The sequence below is a fragment of the Dechloromonas sp. TW-R-39-2 genome (assembly GCF_016864195.1).
Classification (GTDB): Bacteria; Pseudomonadota; Gammaproteobacteria; order Burkholderiales; family Rhodocyclaceae; genus Azonexus.
The window spans coordinates 1,458,214-1,473,315 of the sequence record NZ_CP045202.1 but is presented as its reverse complement, the minus strand read 5'-3'; the positions used below and the strand labels follow the sequence as shown (position 1 = coordinate 1,473,315).

Here is a 15,102-nt window from a genome sequence, read left to right as displayed (position 1 = left end):
GCTTAGGCCTTCCCGTTCTTGGCGCGCAGGTTGGCGGCAATGCGCAGGCGCAGCGCGTTGAGCTTGATGAAACCGGCCGCATCCTTCTGGTCGTAGGCACCGGCATCGTCCTCGAAGGTGGCGATGGTCGGATCGAACAGCGAATCGGTCTTGGAATCACGGCCAACGACGATAACGTTGCCCTTGTACAGCTTGACGCGAACGAAGCCGTTGACGACGCTTTGCGTGTGGTCGATCAGCGTCTGCAGCGCGATGCGTTCCGGGCTCCACCAGTAGCCGTTGTACACCAGGCTGGCGTAACGCGGCATCAGGTCGTCCTTGAGGTGGGCGACTTCGCGGTCGAGACAGACGGATTCGATGGCACGGTGGGCACGCAGCATGATCGTACCGCCCGGGGTTTCGTAGCAGCCGCGCGACTTCATGCCGACGTAGCGGTTTTCGACCAGATCGAGACGGCCGATGCCATGCTGACCACCCAGCTTGTTCAGCGTGGCAAGCACCTGGGCCGGCGTCATGCGCTGACCGTTCAGGCCGACGATGTCACCCTTCTCGTATTCGATATCGAGGTATTCGGCCTTGTCCGGCGCAGCTTCCGGGGAAACCGTCCAGCGCCACATCGACTCTTCGGCTTCAGCCGCCGGGTTTTCCAGGTGACGACCTTCGTAGGAGATGTGCAGCAGGTTGGCGTCCATCGAGTACGGCGAACCGCCCTGCTTGTGCTTCATATCGACCGGAATGCCATGTTGTTCGGCATAGGCCATCAGCTTCTCGCGGGACAGCAGATCCCACTCGCGCCACGGGGCGATGACTTTGATGCCCGGCTTCAGCGCGTAGGCGCCAAGCTCGAAACGAACCTGGTCGTTACCCTTGCCGGTTGCGCCGTGCGAAATGGCATCGGCACCGGTGGCATTGACGATCTCGATCAGACGCTTGGCGATCAGCGGACGGGCAATCGAGGTACCGAGCAGGTACTCGCCTTCATAGACCGTATTGCAACGGAACATCGGGAAGACGAAGTCGCGCACGAACTCTTCGCGCAGGTCGTCGATGAAGATGTTTTCCGGCTTGATGCCGAATTGCAGCGCCTTGGCGCGTGCCGGCTCAAGTTCTTCGCCCTGGCCAAGGTCGGCGGTGAAAGTCACCACTTCACACTGGTAGGTATCCTGCAGCCATTTCAGGATCACGGAGGTATCGAGACCACCGGAATAGGCCAGCACTACTTTCTTGACGTCGCTCATTTCTGTTCCCTTACTTCGTTTCAATCCTGCCCAGGAGCAGGTATTCCATTAATGCTTTTTGTACGTGCAGACGATTTTCAGCCTCATCCCAGACCACGGATTGCGGCCCGTCAATCACTTCTGCAGTGACTTCCTCGCCACGGTGAGCCGGCAGGCAGTGCATGAACACCGCGCCTTCGTTGGCGATACGCATCATGTCGCCATCGACACACCAGTCGGCAAAAGCCTTCATGCGCGCTTCGTTTTCGGCCTCGAAGCCCATCGACGTCCACACATCGGTCGTCACCAGATCGGCACCGCGACAGGCATCCATCGGGTCGGCAAAAACCTCGTAGTGCGCAGCGTTGACGCCCTTGATCAGATCAGCCTGCAGCTCGTAGCCCGGCGGGGTCGAGACATTGACCTTGAAATCAAGAACTTCAGCCGCCTGCAGCCAGGTGTTGCACATATTGTTGGCATCACCCACCCAAGCCACCGTCTTGCCCTGAATGCAGCCACGATGCTCGATGTAGGTGTAAATATCGGCCAGGATCTGGCACGGATGGTATTCGTTGGTCAGGCCATTGATCACCGGCACGCGGGAATTGGCGGCGAAACGCTCGATGATCTCCTGCTCGAAGGTACGGATCATCACGATATCGCTCATGCGCGAAATAACCTGTGCCGCATCCTCGACCGGCTCGCCGCGTCCCAACTGGGAATCACGCGTGTTCAGGTAAATCGCGGCGCCACCCAACTGGTGCATACCGGCCTCGAACGACAGGCGCGTGCGAGTGCTGGCCTTTTCGAAAATCATGACCAGCGTACGGTCGCTCAGCGGCCAGTACTTCTGGTAGGACTTGAACTGGTTCTTGATGCAGCGCGTACGCTCGAAGACGTATTCGAGTTCGTCGCGCGAAAAATCGTTGAATTGCAGGAAATGTTTGATCGCCATAATCAGGCCGCCAGGAAGTCCTTGATGAGGGGAGCAACGCGGTCAACCAGCTCGCGCGCCTCTTTTTCGCTGAAAATCAGCGCCGGCAACAAGCGAACCACCTTGTCTGCCGTGACATTGAGCAGCACACCAGCCGCCATCGCTTTTTCAACCAGTTCGCCACAGGGACGATCCAGTTCGATACCGATCATCAGGCCATGACCCCGAATTTCCTGGACGCCCTTGCTGCCAGCCAGTGCCTCAGCCATCCATTGCCGGATCAGCCCACCGATACGCTCGGCATTGGCCATCAGACCATCCTGCTCGATGGTATCGATCGTCGTCAGCGCTGCCGTACAAGCCAGCGGGTTGCCACCGAAAGTGGAACCGTGGTTACCCGGCCCGAACAGGCCTGCGGCCTTGCCGCTTGCCATGCAGGCACCGATCGGCACTCCGGAACCCAGGCCCTTGGCCAGTGTTGCGATATCCGGCTGAATGCCGGCATGCTGATAGCCAAACCATTTGCCGGTCCGGGCCATGCCGCACTGGACTTCATCGCAGATCAACAGCCAGCCTTGTTCGTCGCACAACTTGCGCAGGCTCTTCTGGTAATCCAGAGAAGCCAGATGAATGCCACCTTCGCCCTGAACGATTTCAAGCATCACGGCAACGATATTCTTGTTGTGTTCGGCGACCGCCTTGACGGCATCCAGATCATCGTAAGGCACACGCACGAAGCCAGAGACCAGCGGTTCGAAACCAGCCTGTGCCTTGCGGTTGCCGGTCGCGGAAAGAGTGGCCATGGTCCGGCCATGGAATGCCTTCTCCATCACGATGATGGTCGGCGACTCAATCCCCTTCTTGTGTCCGTAAAAACGGGCCAGTTTGATGGCCGCCTCATTGGCTTCGCAGCCGGAATTGCAGAAAAAAATCTCCTGCATGCCGGAAACTGCGGCGAGACGCTCAGCGAGTTGTTCCTGTTCGCGAATTTGATACAGATTTGAGGTATGCAGCAGGCGTCCAGCTTGTGCAGCAATCGCCGAAACAAGTTTCGGGTGCGCATGGCCCAGCGTGGAGACAGCAATCCCGGACAAAGCATCGAGATATTCCCGACCTTCGACATCGGTCATCCGGCAGCCTTCACCGTGACTGAAAGTCACCGGCAACCGGGCATAGGTATTCATGACGTGCGACATGGTCATCGACCCCAAAAACGAAAACGGCGGCCATCGCCGCCAGAACGACTACCCCTCAAACGGGAAATATTCCCGAAAGAGTTGCAGAAAGCTGAATGTTAAGTGAAAAATAGAGCCTTGTATAGAACGACCAGACCATGCGTATTGCCATATTCAACCAGAAAGGCGGCGTTGGAAAAACAACGACTGCACTCAATCTCGGCGCTGCGCTGAACCGTGCCGGCACGCCTCCGTTGCTGCTTGATCTTGACCCCCAGGGGCACCTTTCGAGTATTCACGGCCAAGCTCCGATGGAAGCCAATCGCAGCCTGTTTGCCTTTTATCAGGATCTGCGTGGACTCGACCAACTGGAACTTGACTGGGAGCACATTGGCCAACTGATCCCCGCACACCAGCAACTGATCAAGGTCGACTCGATCTTCGGCAAGGGCCCGGCCATTCTCAACAAGCTCAGACACGGCCTGGAACAACTCGAAAGCACCACCGCTCCACGCCATTGCATCATTGATTGCTGCCCCTACATTGGCGTCCTGGCGCTCAATGCCATTTTTGCCTGCGACCGTCTTCTGATCCCGATCTCGACGGACTATCTATCCCTGCAGGCAGCCGACCACATCACCCGCACCCTGCAGGTACTCGAACCCGTTCTCAAACGTCGTGTCGAGCGTCGTTACCTGCTAACCCGGTTTGACCGGCGGCGGCGCATGAGTGACGATGTACGCAACAAATTGCGTGAGCGCTACGGCACCGACGTCCTCGAAACGGTGATTGCAGAAAACGTCGCTGTTGCGGAGAGCCCATCCCTGAATCAGGATGTTTTCCGCCACAATGCATCAAGCTCGGGTGCCCATGACTATAAAAACCTGCTGGCTGAACTGGTCGACCGCAGCGATTTGTAGCTCAAGCTGAAATGATCAGGTCAACGACATCCTCGTAATTCAGATGACTGCCGCGACCTAGAACACTGGACTGCACCAGTTGGCAATCCAGAATTTCGCAATCCTTGTACATTTGACGCAACTTACAGCCAGCCTCATCTTCTGACTTGCCAAAAATGGCAAGATTTTCGACGATCGCCCCGGTGCGCGTACGGATGCGGAAGTGATACTTGGTAATCGAGGAAGCCAGCATAGAACCCCCATCAGATCAAAGCGATAGGGCCAGTATATGCAAGCGTTTCTGGAAAAACAACGTATCGCATTCAGGGAAAAGAAGTTTTACCCCTCAAGATGGCAAGTACGCCACAGCCGGAAGGCTTCTGCTAGAATGCGGCAACCAGAGGTCGCAACGCCCGCTAACGCAGAGTAGAACAATGACAATACAAGAATCGACCACCTTCATCATTGTTGGCCTGACCAAACAGGGACGCAAATTCCGCCCCAGCGACTGGGCCGAACGACTCTGTGGCGTGATGTCAGCCTTCGGCGCAGAACGCAAGATGAAATACTCCCCTTACGTCGGCCCAGGTGACTACAACGGCGAAAAAGCTGTTTTCGTCGATGGCCGTCTCGGCGAAATCGAGCCGATGGCCTACCGCTTCATGCTGAATTTTGCCCAGGACAACGACCTGCAAATCATCGATGGCGTCTGTTCGCTGGAAGACAAGAAAAGCGCCAGCTAAAACATCGCAAGACCCGGTAAATCCGGCGTTAAAACACCAGAAACAAAAAAGGCACCCGAAGGTGCCATTTTTATTTCAACCACCAGCAGGATCAGGCTGCAGCAAGTGCCTTGATCTGTGCAGACAGGCGGCTCTTGGTACGAGAAGCCTTGTTCTTGTGGATGATTTTCTTGTCAGCGATGCGATCAAGCACGGCGACGGAGGTCTGGAAGACACCCTGAGCGGCGGCCTTGTCACCGGCTTCGATCGCCTGACGAACACGCTTGATCGCGGTACGCAGGGTCGAACGCAGGCTGGCGTTGTGGGAGCGCTGCTTGTCAGCTTGACGGGCGCGCTTGCGGGCTTGTGCGCTATTGGCCATAAAGTTTCCGAAAGACGGTGAAAAGTAAAACGAGGATTATAGAGTAAAACCGGATCGACAATCAAGCAAAAAATCACAGCTAGATGTTCGCATTGAAGTGATGCCAATCCATCCCGGATGAGAAAACCGCCCTCCCTCAACCAGCAAGCAATTCCTTCGGCAAGGGGAACGACACCCCCTCTTCGACACCCGCCAGTTGCTCAACCGACGCCCCGGTCAGCAGCTTGACGCGATCAACCACGCGCTCGACGAGAATTTCCGGGGCGGAAGCGCCTGCGGTCACGCCAACCCGTGATTTGCCGAGCAGCCAATCGGCCGAAATTTCCTCGGGCCCATCGACCAGGTAGGCATCAACCCCACGAGCCAACGCCACTTCCTTGAGGCGACGAGAATTGGAACTGTTCGGACTGCCCACAACGATCAGCATGTCACACTGCTCGGTCAGCGCCTTGACGGCGTCCTGACGATTTTGCGTCGCGTAACAAATATCATCCTTTTTCGGCCCCTGAACCTCCGGGAACTGAGCCCTGAGGGCATCGATCACGACCGAGGCATCATCAACCGACAGGGTCGTCTGGGTCACAAAGGAAAGCTGGTCCGGTGAATTGACCTTGAGGCGACGGACATCGTCCGCCGTTTCCACCAGATACATGCCATCCTTACTCTGCCCCATGGTTCCCTCAACTTCGGGATGCCCCTTGTGGCCGATCATGACCACCTCACGGGCCTGGTGGCGCATCTTGCCGACCTCGACGTGCACCTTGGTGACCAAAGGACACGTTGCATCAAACACTTTGAGCCCGCGCGTTTCAGCCTCGTCACGCACGGCCTTTGAAACACCGTGGGCACTGAAAATCACCGTGCTGCCGGACGGCACTTCATTGAGTTCCTCGATGAACACGGCGCCTTTGGCACGCAAGTCATCGCAGACGAACTTGTTATGCACGACCTCATGCCGCACATAGATCGGCGCACCAAATTTCTGAAGCGCCCGTTCGACAATAGCAATAGCCCGCTCGACACCAGCACAGAAGCCACGGGGATTGGCAAGAATGACCTGCATTTACATGATTCCGATAATTTCCACCTCGAAGCGGATCGTTTTTCCAGCCATCGGGTGATTGAAGTCGAACAAACCATGCGTTGCATCCAGCTCACGCAGGAAGCCCGCAAACGTGCCACCGTTAGGGGCGGTGAATTCGACGACGGAATTCTCCTTGAGTTCCATTCCGGCCGGCAGACCGGCCCGGGCAATGCGCTCGACCAGACGCGAATTATGCTGACCGAAAGCCTCGTTCGGCTCCAGCTGGAAAACAAAGCGCTCATGCGCCGGCAGCCCGATGAGTACGGACTCCAGATTTTCCGCCAACTGGCCGCTACCCATCTGCAAGGTTGCCGGGCTCATGTCGAAAGTCGACAGAAATTCCTCGCCCTCGAGCGTGGTAATGCGGTAGTGCAGCGTCAGGAAGCTATCGGAACGAACAGTAGTCATCAGGTATTTTCCCCGGTTTTCTTGGCTGCTGCGGTCAACTGCTCGACCACCAGCAAAATGGCCCCGACCGTGATGGCCGAATCGGCAACGTTGAAGGCCGGCCAGTAATAGCCGGCAACGTGCCATTGAATGAAGTCGACGACCGCACCAAAACGAACGCGATCGATCACATTACCCAGCGCACCGCCCATCACCAGGGCCAAGGCCAGCGAGAGCAGCTTGAGCTCAGGATGTTTGCGGAGCTCGATGGCAATCCAGCCTGACACACCCAGCGCCAGCGCGGTAAAGAACCAGCGCTGCCAGCCCGGCTGATCTGCCAGGAAACTGAAGGCCGCACCCGGATTCCAGGTCAGCACCCAGTTCCAGAACGGTGCGACGTAGATCGTCTGGCCAAACTGGATGCTGTCCAGCACGACCCACTTGCTCAACTGATCAAGGATGACGATCAGCACCGCCAGGGCGTACCAGCGCTTGACATCAGGCACTGCGACGCACCTCGCCCTCGCCGTGCAGGTTGCTGACGCAACGCCCACACAAGCCGGGATGTGCCGCATCGGCCCCGACATCCTCGCGGACGTGCCAGCAGCGCTCGCACTTGGCATGCGCCAGCGGCGTTGCCAGCACTTGCTCGGCCTCAGCCTGGACCACCGCGGTCGACGAGCAAATAAAGACAAATTTCAGATCGTCGCCCAAAGCGGACAACGCCTCGAATTTTTCGCCGGCACAATGAATTTCAACCGCGGCCTGAAGTGCCGAACCAATTTTCCCGGCTTCGCGCTGCGCTTCCAGTGCCTTGGTGACATCGGCCCGCGCCGTACGAACCAAGGCCCACTTGGCCAGCAGACCGGCCTCGCCTTCCGGCTTCGGCAGATCGTGCCAGAGCTGGAACATCACCGAATCATCGGCCTTGCCACCCAGCACCTGCCAGACTTCTTCGGCAGTAAAGGCAGTGATCGGCGCCAGCAGACGCACGAAGCTCTGCGTGATGTGCCACAAGGCCGACTGGGCCGAGCGGCGGGCCTGCGATTTGGGTGCCGTGGTGTACAGACGATCCTTGAGGATGTCGAGATAGAAGCCGCCGAGATCTTCCGAACAGAAGGTTTGCAGCGCCTGGACGACGCGATGGAACTCGTAGCGATCGTAATCGGCACGGCAGCCATCCTGCAGCTGACGGGTCAGGGCCAATGCATAGCGATCGATTTCCAGCCACTCGCCGACCGGCAGCATGTCAGCCACCGGATTAAAGTCGGACACATTGGCCAGCAGGAAACGCAGCGTGTTACGGATACGGCGGTAACCTTCGACGACGCGCTTGAGGATTTCGTCGGAAATGGTCAGTTCACCGGAGTAATCGGTCGACGCCGTCCACAAACGCAGGATGTCGGCCCCCATCTTGTCGGAAACCTGCTGCGGCGCAATGACGTTGCCCTTCGACTTGGACATCTTGTGGCCCTTGCCGTCGACCACGAAACCGTGGGTCAGCAGCGCCTTGTAGGGCGCCCGACCATCGATCGCACAGCCGGAGAGCAGCGAGGACTGGAACCAGCCGCGATGCTGATCGGAACCTTCGAGATACAGATCGGCGACGTAGCCCAGATCGGCCACATGCGTACCGCGCAGCACATGCCAGTGCGTCGTGCCGGAGTCGAACCAGACGTCGAGCGTATCCTTCATCTTGTTGTACTGATCGGCCTCGGCACCGAGCAACTCAGCAGGATCGAGACTGAACCAGGCTTCAATGCCGGCCTTCTCAACCCGCTGGGCAACCTGTTCGACCAGTTCAGCCGTGCGCGGATGCGGCAAGCCGGTTTCCTTGTGCAGGAAGAACGGGATCGGCACGCCCCAGTTACGCTGACGCGAAACGCACCAGTCCGGGCGGGTCTTCATCATGCCTTCGAGACGGGCGCGGCCCCAGGCCGGGAAGAACTGGGTTTCATCAACGGCACGCTCGGCGATCCAGCGCAGCGTCGGCTCGCTTTCGCTCTTGCGATTCTCCATGCCGATGAACCACTGCGTCGTGGCGCGGAAAATAATCGGTGTCTTGTGGCGCCAGCAGTGCGGGTAGCTGTGCTGGATTTTCTCTTGTTTGAGCAGTCGACCGCGCAATTCGAGTTCCTGCAAAACCAGCGGATTGGCTTGCCAGACAGTCAGACCGGCCAGAGCGCCAACCGATAGCGCCGGGGTGTTGCCGAGGAACTTGCCGTCGTTGCCGACCGGATTGTTCACCGGCAGACCATATTTCCGGCCAATGTTGTAGTCGTCCACACCATGCGCCGGCGCCGTATGCACCAAGCCAGTACCGGCCTCGGTCGTCACGTGCGTACCGCAGATGATCGCCACGTCGCGTTCCTGGAACGGGTGCTTGAGCAGAATCTGGTCGAGCTTGTCGCCGGTCGTCGAGGCAACTGTCGTGCCTTCCAGCGCGTAGCGCTTGAGCGCCGACTCAGCCAGTTCACGGACCAGGATCAGCGCGCCCTTTTCGGTTTCGATCAGGTCGTAAGTCAGTTCCGGATGGACGCTGACCGCTTCGTTGGCCGGCAACGTCCACGGCGTCGTCGTCCAGATCACGGCGAAGGCCGGGCCGCGCAAATGCGTCAGGCCGAAAGCCTTGGCCAGCTTTTCGGCATGATTGGCATGCACTTCGAAAGCCACGTCGATCGCCGGCGAAGTCTTGTCTTCGTACTCGACTTCCGCCTCGGCCAGCGCCGAACCACAGTCCAGACACCAGTTAACCGGCTTCAGGCCCTGATACAGGTAGCCTTGTTCGAGAATCTTGCCCAGCGCGCGGATTTCGCCGGCTTCGGCTGCGTAATTCATCGTCAGGTAAGGATTACCCCAGTCACCCAGCACACCGAGGCGGATGAAATCCTTCTTCTGGCGCTCGACCTGCTCGGCCGCATAGGCGCGCGACAATTCGCGAACCTTGTCGGCCGGAATGGCCTTGCCATGCAGTTTTTCAATCTGATGCTCGATCGGCAAGCCGTGGCAGTCCCAGCCCGGCACATAAGGGGCATCAAAGCCGGACAAGGTTTTCGAACGGACGATAATGTCCTTCAAAACCTTGTTGACCGCGTGACCGATGTGAATATCGCCATTGGCATAGGGCGGACCATCGTGCAGCACGAAACGCGGACGACCGGCGCTGATCTCGCGAATGCGCTGATAAAGCTTCTTTTCCTGCCACAGGGCAACCCATTGTGGCTCCCGCTTGGGCAGATCGCCACGCATCGGGAAAGCCGTATCCGGCAGGTTCAGGGTATCTTTGTAATCAGCCATTTTGCATGCTCACAGCTTGAAAAACGTCCGGGCCGCTGCGGCATCTGCCGCAATCTGTGCCTTCAGGGCGTCAAAATTGGGAAAACGTTGTTCGTTGCGCAGCTTGTGCACAAAGCGAACGGAAATATGCGTACCGTAGATATCACGGTCAAAATCAAACAAATGCACTTCCAGCAAAGGACGCGTTCCGCCCACCGTAGGGCGGATACCCAGGTTGGCAACCCCGCACAGCGGAGCCTCACCCAGACCGCTCACCTGAACGGCAAACACGCCGGTCATCGGCAAGGGATTGTGGCGAATGCGAATATTGGCAGTTGCAAAACCGAGCTGGCGACCGATCTTGTCGCCATGAGCCACCTGGCCATCAATGATATAAGGACGACCCAGCAGGCGGGCTGCGTGCGCCATATCTCCATCGGCCAGCGCACGCCGCACACCGGAACTGGACACGCGCTCGTCGTCGACCGTGACACTCTGCATCGACTCGACGGTAAAGCCATACTGCAGTCCCGCAGCCTGAAGCAGCGAGAAATCGCCAACCCTGCCGCGCCCGAAACGGAAATCGTCACCAATGATCAGGTGCTTGACCCGAAGCGCGCCAACCAAAACCTGCTCGATGAACTGATCTGCCGACAACGCCGCAAAAGCAGCGTTGAAGGGGCACACCATGACCTGTTGCACACCGGCGTCGGCCAGCAATTCAAGCTTTTCACGGAGCGTGGTCAAACGGGCAGGCGCCGACTGCGGCGCAAAAAACTCACGCGGGTGCGGCTCGAAAGTCAGCACCGCCGGCTGGACCTGAAATTTCCCAGCCGCAGCGAGCAGTTGCTCCATGAGCGCAGCATGTCCCAAGTGCACGCCATCGAAATTGCCAATGGCGAGAACAACAGGATCGGGAACGGGACGCGAATAGCCGCGAAAGACGCGCATGGAATTGCTAGCGAAAAACGTTGGATTATAACGGTCTACATCAAATAGCGGGGGGCCGGAAACTCATTAAATTTCAACCATTCAGGCCGAAATGTCATAAACATTTGGCTATAATCCTTCACCGCACTCAAGGCAAGCAGCACACAAAGCGTCATGCTTCAACTTATCGGCCATATTGTTAAAATTTCAGCACGCAGGGATCGCACCGAGATCAATGCTGCCATGGTCGACGCGCTGCTTGAGCTGTTTTCCCCACGCCGCCTGACCATTCACCGTTGCTACATGACCAAACGGAAAATGGTTGTCTTTGCCTGCGCCGGGATATCGCCCGAAGGCCGCTTTGTCCGCAACGCCTACCTTCCCGACCGCCACTACTGCCAACCTATCAGCAACAATCCCCTGCTGGCCCGCTGTGCCCGGGAAATGTCGGTCGTCATGGAAATCCAGCACAACGGCGATCACCGCCTGGTTTTCCCGGTAATGAGCCAAGACCACCCGTTGTACATGGTGGACTTGATCCTGTCGGATGATTTTCCCGCCGACCAGCGCATCAGCCTGATGGGCTTGATCGAGTATTTCGGCAACCACATTGCGCTGCTCGACTACGGCGAAGCAGATACGCTGACCGGCCTCTTGAGCCGCAAGACATTCGACAAGCACCTGTTCGAACTGCTCGGACAGGCCGACAGCGATGAAACCCGATTCCTCGGAACACACAGCGACGAACCGCTTCGTCGCAAGAATTCGACCGATAGTTGCCACTGGCTGGCGGTCTGCGACATCGATCACTTCAAGCAGGTCAATGACAACTTCGGCCACCTGATCGGCGACGAAGTGCTCATCATGATCGCGCAAGTCATGCGCCAATCCTTTCGCTTCGACGACCAGCTCTTTCGTTTCGGCGGCGAAGAGTTTATTGCCTTGCTCCAACCGGCCAGCATGGAATCCGCCGTCAGCACGCTGGAGCGTTTCAGGCATGATGTCGAAGCGCAGCGCTTCAGCCGCGTCGGCCATGTCACCGTCAGCATCGGCTTCAGCCAGCTGCTACCCAATGACACGCCAACCGATGTGATTGATCGTGCTGACGAGGCGCTCTATTACGCCAAGCAACACGGACGTAACCGGATCGAAAGCTACGAAGCACTCATTTCCGGCGGCCAACTGACCGCCAAGGATCTCAACAAGGGTGAAGTCGAGTTGTTTTGAGCGCGCTCAACCCAACGAGGCCAGCTTTGATTTTGGCCCGGGGGGATGCTTGATGAAATACTGCCGAATCCCCCTGACAATCGCCTCAGCCAACTTTTCCTGATAAGCATCGTCATTCAGCCGACGCTCTTCCTCGGGATTCGAAATAAAGGCTGTTTCAATCAGCGCAGACGGAATATCGGGGGCTTTGAGAACGGCAAAACCGGCCTGTTCAACATTGTTCTTGTGCAGGGTATTGATTGTGCCCAATTCGCCCAGCAAGTATTTGCCGAGTTTCATGCTGTCGTTGATCGTTGCCGTTTGTGACAAGTCGAGCAACGTCCGCGCCAGAAAGAGATCCTTCGCACCGAGATTGACACCACCGACCAGATCCGCCTCATTTTCGCGCTGGGCCAGCAAGCGGGCTTGCGTGCTCGATGCCCCCTTTTCGGACAGCACAAAAACCGACGAGCCTCGCGCATCCGGCTTGATCCAGGCATCGGCATGAATCGACAGGAACAGATCGGACTGCACACGGCGCGCCTTCTGCACTCGCATCTGCAGCGGCACAAAGAAGTCGGAATCACGCGTCAGCACGGCGCGCATATTTGGCTCGGCATCGATCCGGGCCTTGAGGCGCTTGGCCACTTCGAGCGTGACGTTTTTCTCGTACGACCCCCCCTTGCCCACGGCACCGGGGTCTTCGCCACCATGACCGGGATCCAGGGTAATCGTCACCAAGCGATCGACAATCGGTTTGCCCGATTTCTTGGTGGTATGTACCTCGGGAGCTTCCGGCAATTTTTCAGTACGCTCTGCACGCTTCGACAAATCTTCGGCTGGTTTCTCTGCTGCCCGAAAATCCTGATCCATCTTCAGCGGTTCAACCGCATCCTTGCGTCCCTCAAGCAGGGCCATCAAGGGATCGGGCGGATTCAGCGGATAGACATCAAGAACCAGTCGGTGACCATATTCGCCAACCGGCTTGACTTCAAAAACCTGCGGATTGACGCGGGTCTTGAGCTCCATGACCAGGCGCACCACACCGGGCTTGAAGCGGCCGGCACGCAACAGCTTGATATAGGGATCGTCGGTAGCCACCTTACGCGCCAGGCTATCCAGCACGCTATTGAATTCGACCCCTTCGATATCGACCACCAGACGATCCGGGTTTTCCACCGTGAAATGGGTGTACTTGAGCGGGCCGTCGTGTTCAAGGGTAACGCGCGTGTAATCGGCAGCCGGCCAGATGCGGACCGCCAGCACCGAGGGCAGCTTGGCCGCAGCGCCCGCCAGCGGCGAAACCGAGAGGATCAGCGAGGCGCCGGCATAGCGGAGGAGTTGTCGTCGCCCCAGGCTGAGGTGAGCGCCTTTATACATTGCGCCCCTTCCGGTGTATCTGCCACGGCTTCGAGGACACGCCCGAAACCTGCATAATGAAGGCGCAGCCGCAGGTCTGGCGACGGAACGCAGCCTTCAGCACGCTCCGGCCACTCAACCAGGCAGACTGCATTTTCATTAAAGTATTCACTAAAGCCCGCATCGAGAAACTCCTCGGGTGACTCGAAACGATAAAAATCAAAGTGATATAAGTATAAGCTCGAAATTACGTAAACTTCAACCAGAGAATAGGTCGGGCTTTTGACCGGCCCCGCATGCCCAAGCGCCCGAATCAGCGAGCGGGCCAACGTTGTTTTACCGGCCCCGAGATCGCCTTCAAGAAAAACGACCCGACCACCACTCAACAAAGGGGCAAGACATTCGCCCAGTCGCTGGGTCGCAGGTTCGTCGGGCAATTGGAAAACAGCGGTAACATCGGGGCTATGCACGATCAGGACTCCAAAATCGATTACGCGGCACTCAAGGAAAAAATCCGTCAGGCCGGAGAAAAACTGGGCTTTGCCGTTGTCGGCGTGGCCCGCGCCGAAGTCAGTCAGGCCAGCGAACACCTGCGCGCCTGGCTAGCTGCCGGCTGTCACGGCGAGATGAATTATATGGCTCGCCATGCCGATTTGCGCGCCGATCCAGCGGCACTTCAACCGGGAACCCTGACGGTTGTCTCTGTCGCGGTCGACTACCTGCCACATGACAAAATGGCCGACGATCCGCAGCAGGCGGCCATTTCACGTTACGCCCAAGGTCGCGACTACCATAAGGTCGTGCGCAGCCGACTGCAAAAAATGGCCGATGCCATTGCGACACTTGCCGGCCCTTTCGGCTACCGCGTCTTTTCGGATTCCGCACCGGTCATGGAAGTCCATTTTGCAACCCAGGCCGGCATCGGCTGGCGCGGCAAGCACACTTTGCTGCTTTCCAAGCAGGGTTCCTGGCGTTTTCTGGGGGAAATTTACTGCGACCTGCCGCTGCCGCCCGACGAGCCGATCAAGGATCATTGCGGCAGTTGCAACGCCTGCCTCGACGCCTGCCCGACGCAGGCCATCATTGCGCCCTACAAGGTTGATGCCCGCCGTTGCATTTCGTACCTGACCATCGAACTGCCCGGCGCCATTCCGGCCGAGTTCCGTGATTTGATCGGCAACCGGATCTATGGTTGCGACGACTGCCAGACCTGCTGCCCATGGAATCGTTTCGCCCAACTCGGCGACAGCGAATTCCAGCCGCGCCACCGACTCGACTCAGCCAGCCTGATCGAACTGTTCGCCTGGACTGAAAGCCAGTTCAACGACCGTCTGGCCGGCAACCCGATCCGCCGTATCGGCCATGAGCGCTGGCTGCGCAATATCGCCATCGCACTGGGCAACGGCCCTACCACGGTCGACGCCCTGAATGCCTTGAAAATGCGACAGGATGACGCCTCGCCGCTGGTCAGGGAACACATTGAATGGGCGCTGACCAAACTGGAAAACAGCTTGCAGCCGAGCTAAATCAG

16 protein-coding genes are annotated in these 15,102 nt (G+C 57.9%); 4 read left to right on the top strand and 12 right to left on the bottom strand.

Features of this window, described 5'->3' with window-relative positions:
• Positions 1–2: 2 nt before the first annotated feature.
• The 3 genes from GBK02_RS07040 to GBK02_RS07030 are packed head-to-tail and all read right to left on the bottom strand — an operon-like array spanning position 3 to position 3,347.
• Positions 3–1,238 carry an argininosuccinate synthase gene (locus GBK02_RS07040; RefSeq protein WP_203469019.1) on the bottom strand — a complete coding sequence of 412 codons (1,236 nt, stop codon included), beginning with the start codon at positions 1,236–1,238 and terminating at the stop codon, positions 3–5.
• Positions 1,239–1,248: 10 nt separating this feature from the next.
• The gene (gene argF / locus GBK02_RS07035; RefSeq protein WP_371810509.1) at positions 1,249–2,172 is read right to left on the bottom strand and encodes an ornithine carbamoyltransferase; all 924 of its coding nucleotides are present in this window, start codon (positions 2,170–2,172) and stop codon (positions 1,249–1,251) included.
• Positions 2,173–2,174: 2 nt separating this feature from the next.
• A complete protein-coding gene (locus GBK02_RS07030) occupies positions 2,175–3,347 on the bottom strand; it encodes an aspartate aminotransferase family protein (RefSeq protein ID WP_203469018.1) in 1,173 nt (390 codons plus the stop codon).
• A 137-nt stretch (positions 3,348–3,484) separates the two neighbouring features.
• Here GBK02_RS07030 and GBK02_RS07025 point away from each other — a divergent pair, with 137 nt between their 5' ends.
• Positions 3,485–4,246, top strand: a complete 762-nt coding sequence (locus tag GBK02_RS07025) for a ParA family protein (RefSeq protein WP_203469017.1) — start codon at positions 3,485–3,487, stop codon at positions 4,244–4,246.
• Position 4,247: 1 nt separating this feature from the next.
• On the opposite strand, the gene GBK02_RS07020 is transcribed toward GBK02_RS07025, so the two are convergent.
• Entirely contained in the window at positions 4,248–4,478 is a 231-nt protein-coding gene (locus GBK02_RS07020) for a hypothetical protein (protein ID WP_203469016.1), read from the bottom strand.
• Between the two features lie 181 nt (positions 4,479–4,659).
• On the opposite strand from GBK02_RS07020, the gene GBK02_RS07015 reads away from it, so the two are divergent.
• Entirely contained in the window at positions 4,660–4,968 is a 309-nt protein-coding gene (locus GBK02_RS07015) for a DUF3579 domain-containing protein (RefSeq protein ID WP_203469015.1), read from the top strand.
• A 91-nt stretch (positions 4,969–5,059) separates the two neighbouring features.
• On the opposite strand, the gene rpsT is transcribed toward GBK02_RS07015, so the two are convergent.
• The 6 genes from rpsT to GBK02_RS06985 form a co-directional block, all read right to left on the bottom strand.
• Positions 5,060–5,329: a 30S ribosomal protein S20 gene (gene rpsT / locus GBK02_RS07010; protein WP_203469014.1), complete on the bottom strand. Its 270-nt coding sequence runs from the start codon at positions 5,327–5,329 to the stop codon at positions 5,060–5,062.
• 136 nt (positions 5,330–5,465) lie between these two features.
• The gene (gene ispH / locus GBK02_RS07005) at positions 5,466–6,392 is read right to left on the bottom strand and encodes a 4-hydroxy-3-methylbut-2-enyl diphosphate reductase (RefSeq protein WP_203469013.1); all 927 of its coding nucleotides are present in this window, start codon (positions 6,390–6,392) and stop codon (positions 5,466–5,468) included.
• Entirely contained in the window at positions 6,393–6,821 is a 429-nt protein-coding gene (locus tag GBK02_RS07000) for a peptidylprolyl isomerase (RefSeq protein WP_239003205.1), read from the bottom strand. It lies immediately after the preceding gene.
• Positions 6,821–7,306 carry a signal peptidase II gene (gene lspA, locus GBK02_RS06995; protein WP_239003204.1) on the bottom strand — a complete coding sequence of 162 codons (486 nt, stop codon included), beginning with the start codon at positions 7,304–7,306 and terminating at the stop codon, positions 6,821–6,823. The genes GBK02_RS07000 and lspA overlap by 1 nt, the downstream gene beginning before the upstream one ends.
• Complete coding sequence (ileS, locus tag GBK02_RS06990) at positions 7,299–10,097, bottom strand: isoleucine--tRNA ligase (RefSeq protein WP_203469011.1); 2,799 nt, start codon at positions 10,095–10,097, stop codon at positions 7,299–7,301. The genes lspA and ileS overlap by 8 nt, the downstream gene beginning before the upstream one ends.
• A 9-nt stretch (positions 10,098–10,106) precedes the next feature.
• Positions 10,107–11,027: a bifunctional riboflavin kinase/FAD synthetase gene (locus tag GBK02_RS06985; protein ID WP_203469010.1), complete on the bottom strand. Its 921-nt coding sequence runs from the start codon at positions 11,025–11,027 to the stop codon at positions 10,107–10,109.
• A gap of 153 nt (positions 11,028–11,180) precedes the next feature.
• Between GBK02_RS06985 and GBK02_RS06980 the strand changes: the two genes are divergently transcribed.
• The gene (locus tag GBK02_RS06980) at positions 11,181–12,233 is read left to right on the top strand and encodes a GGDEF domain-containing protein (protein ID WP_203469009.1); all 1,053 of its coding nucleotides are present in this window, start codon (positions 11,181–11,183) and stop codon (positions 12,231–12,233) included.
• 6 nt (positions 12,234–12,239) lie between these two features.
• Here the strand turns inward: GBK02_RS06980 and GBK02_RS06975 are convergent, their stop codons facing one another.
• Positions 12,240–13,592: an N-acetylmuramoyl-L-alanine amidase gene (locus GBK02_RS06975; protein ID WP_203469008.1), complete on the bottom strand. Its 1,353-nt coding sequence runs from the start codon at positions 13,590–13,592 to the stop codon at positions 12,240–12,242.
• Positions 13,526–14,041: a tRNA (adenosine(37)-N6)-threonylcarbamoyltransferase complex ATPase subunit type 1 TsaE gene (tsaE, locus tag GBK02_RS06970; RefSeq protein ID WP_239003203.1), complete on the bottom strand. Its 516-nt coding sequence runs from the start codon at positions 14,039–14,041 to the stop codon at positions 13,526–13,528. Before tsaE ends, GBK02_RS06975 begins: the two co-directional genes overlap by 67 nt.
• Here tsaE and queG point away from each other — a divergent pair.
• Entirely contained in the window at positions 14,036–15,097 is a 1,062-nt protein-coding gene (gene queG / locus GBK02_RS06965; RefSeq protein WP_203469007.1) for a tRNA epoxyqueuosine(34) reductase QueG, read from the top strand. The two genes, tsaE and queG, sit on opposite strands and share 6 nt — an antisense overlap.
• Positions 15,098–15,102: the final 5 nt, after the last annotated feature.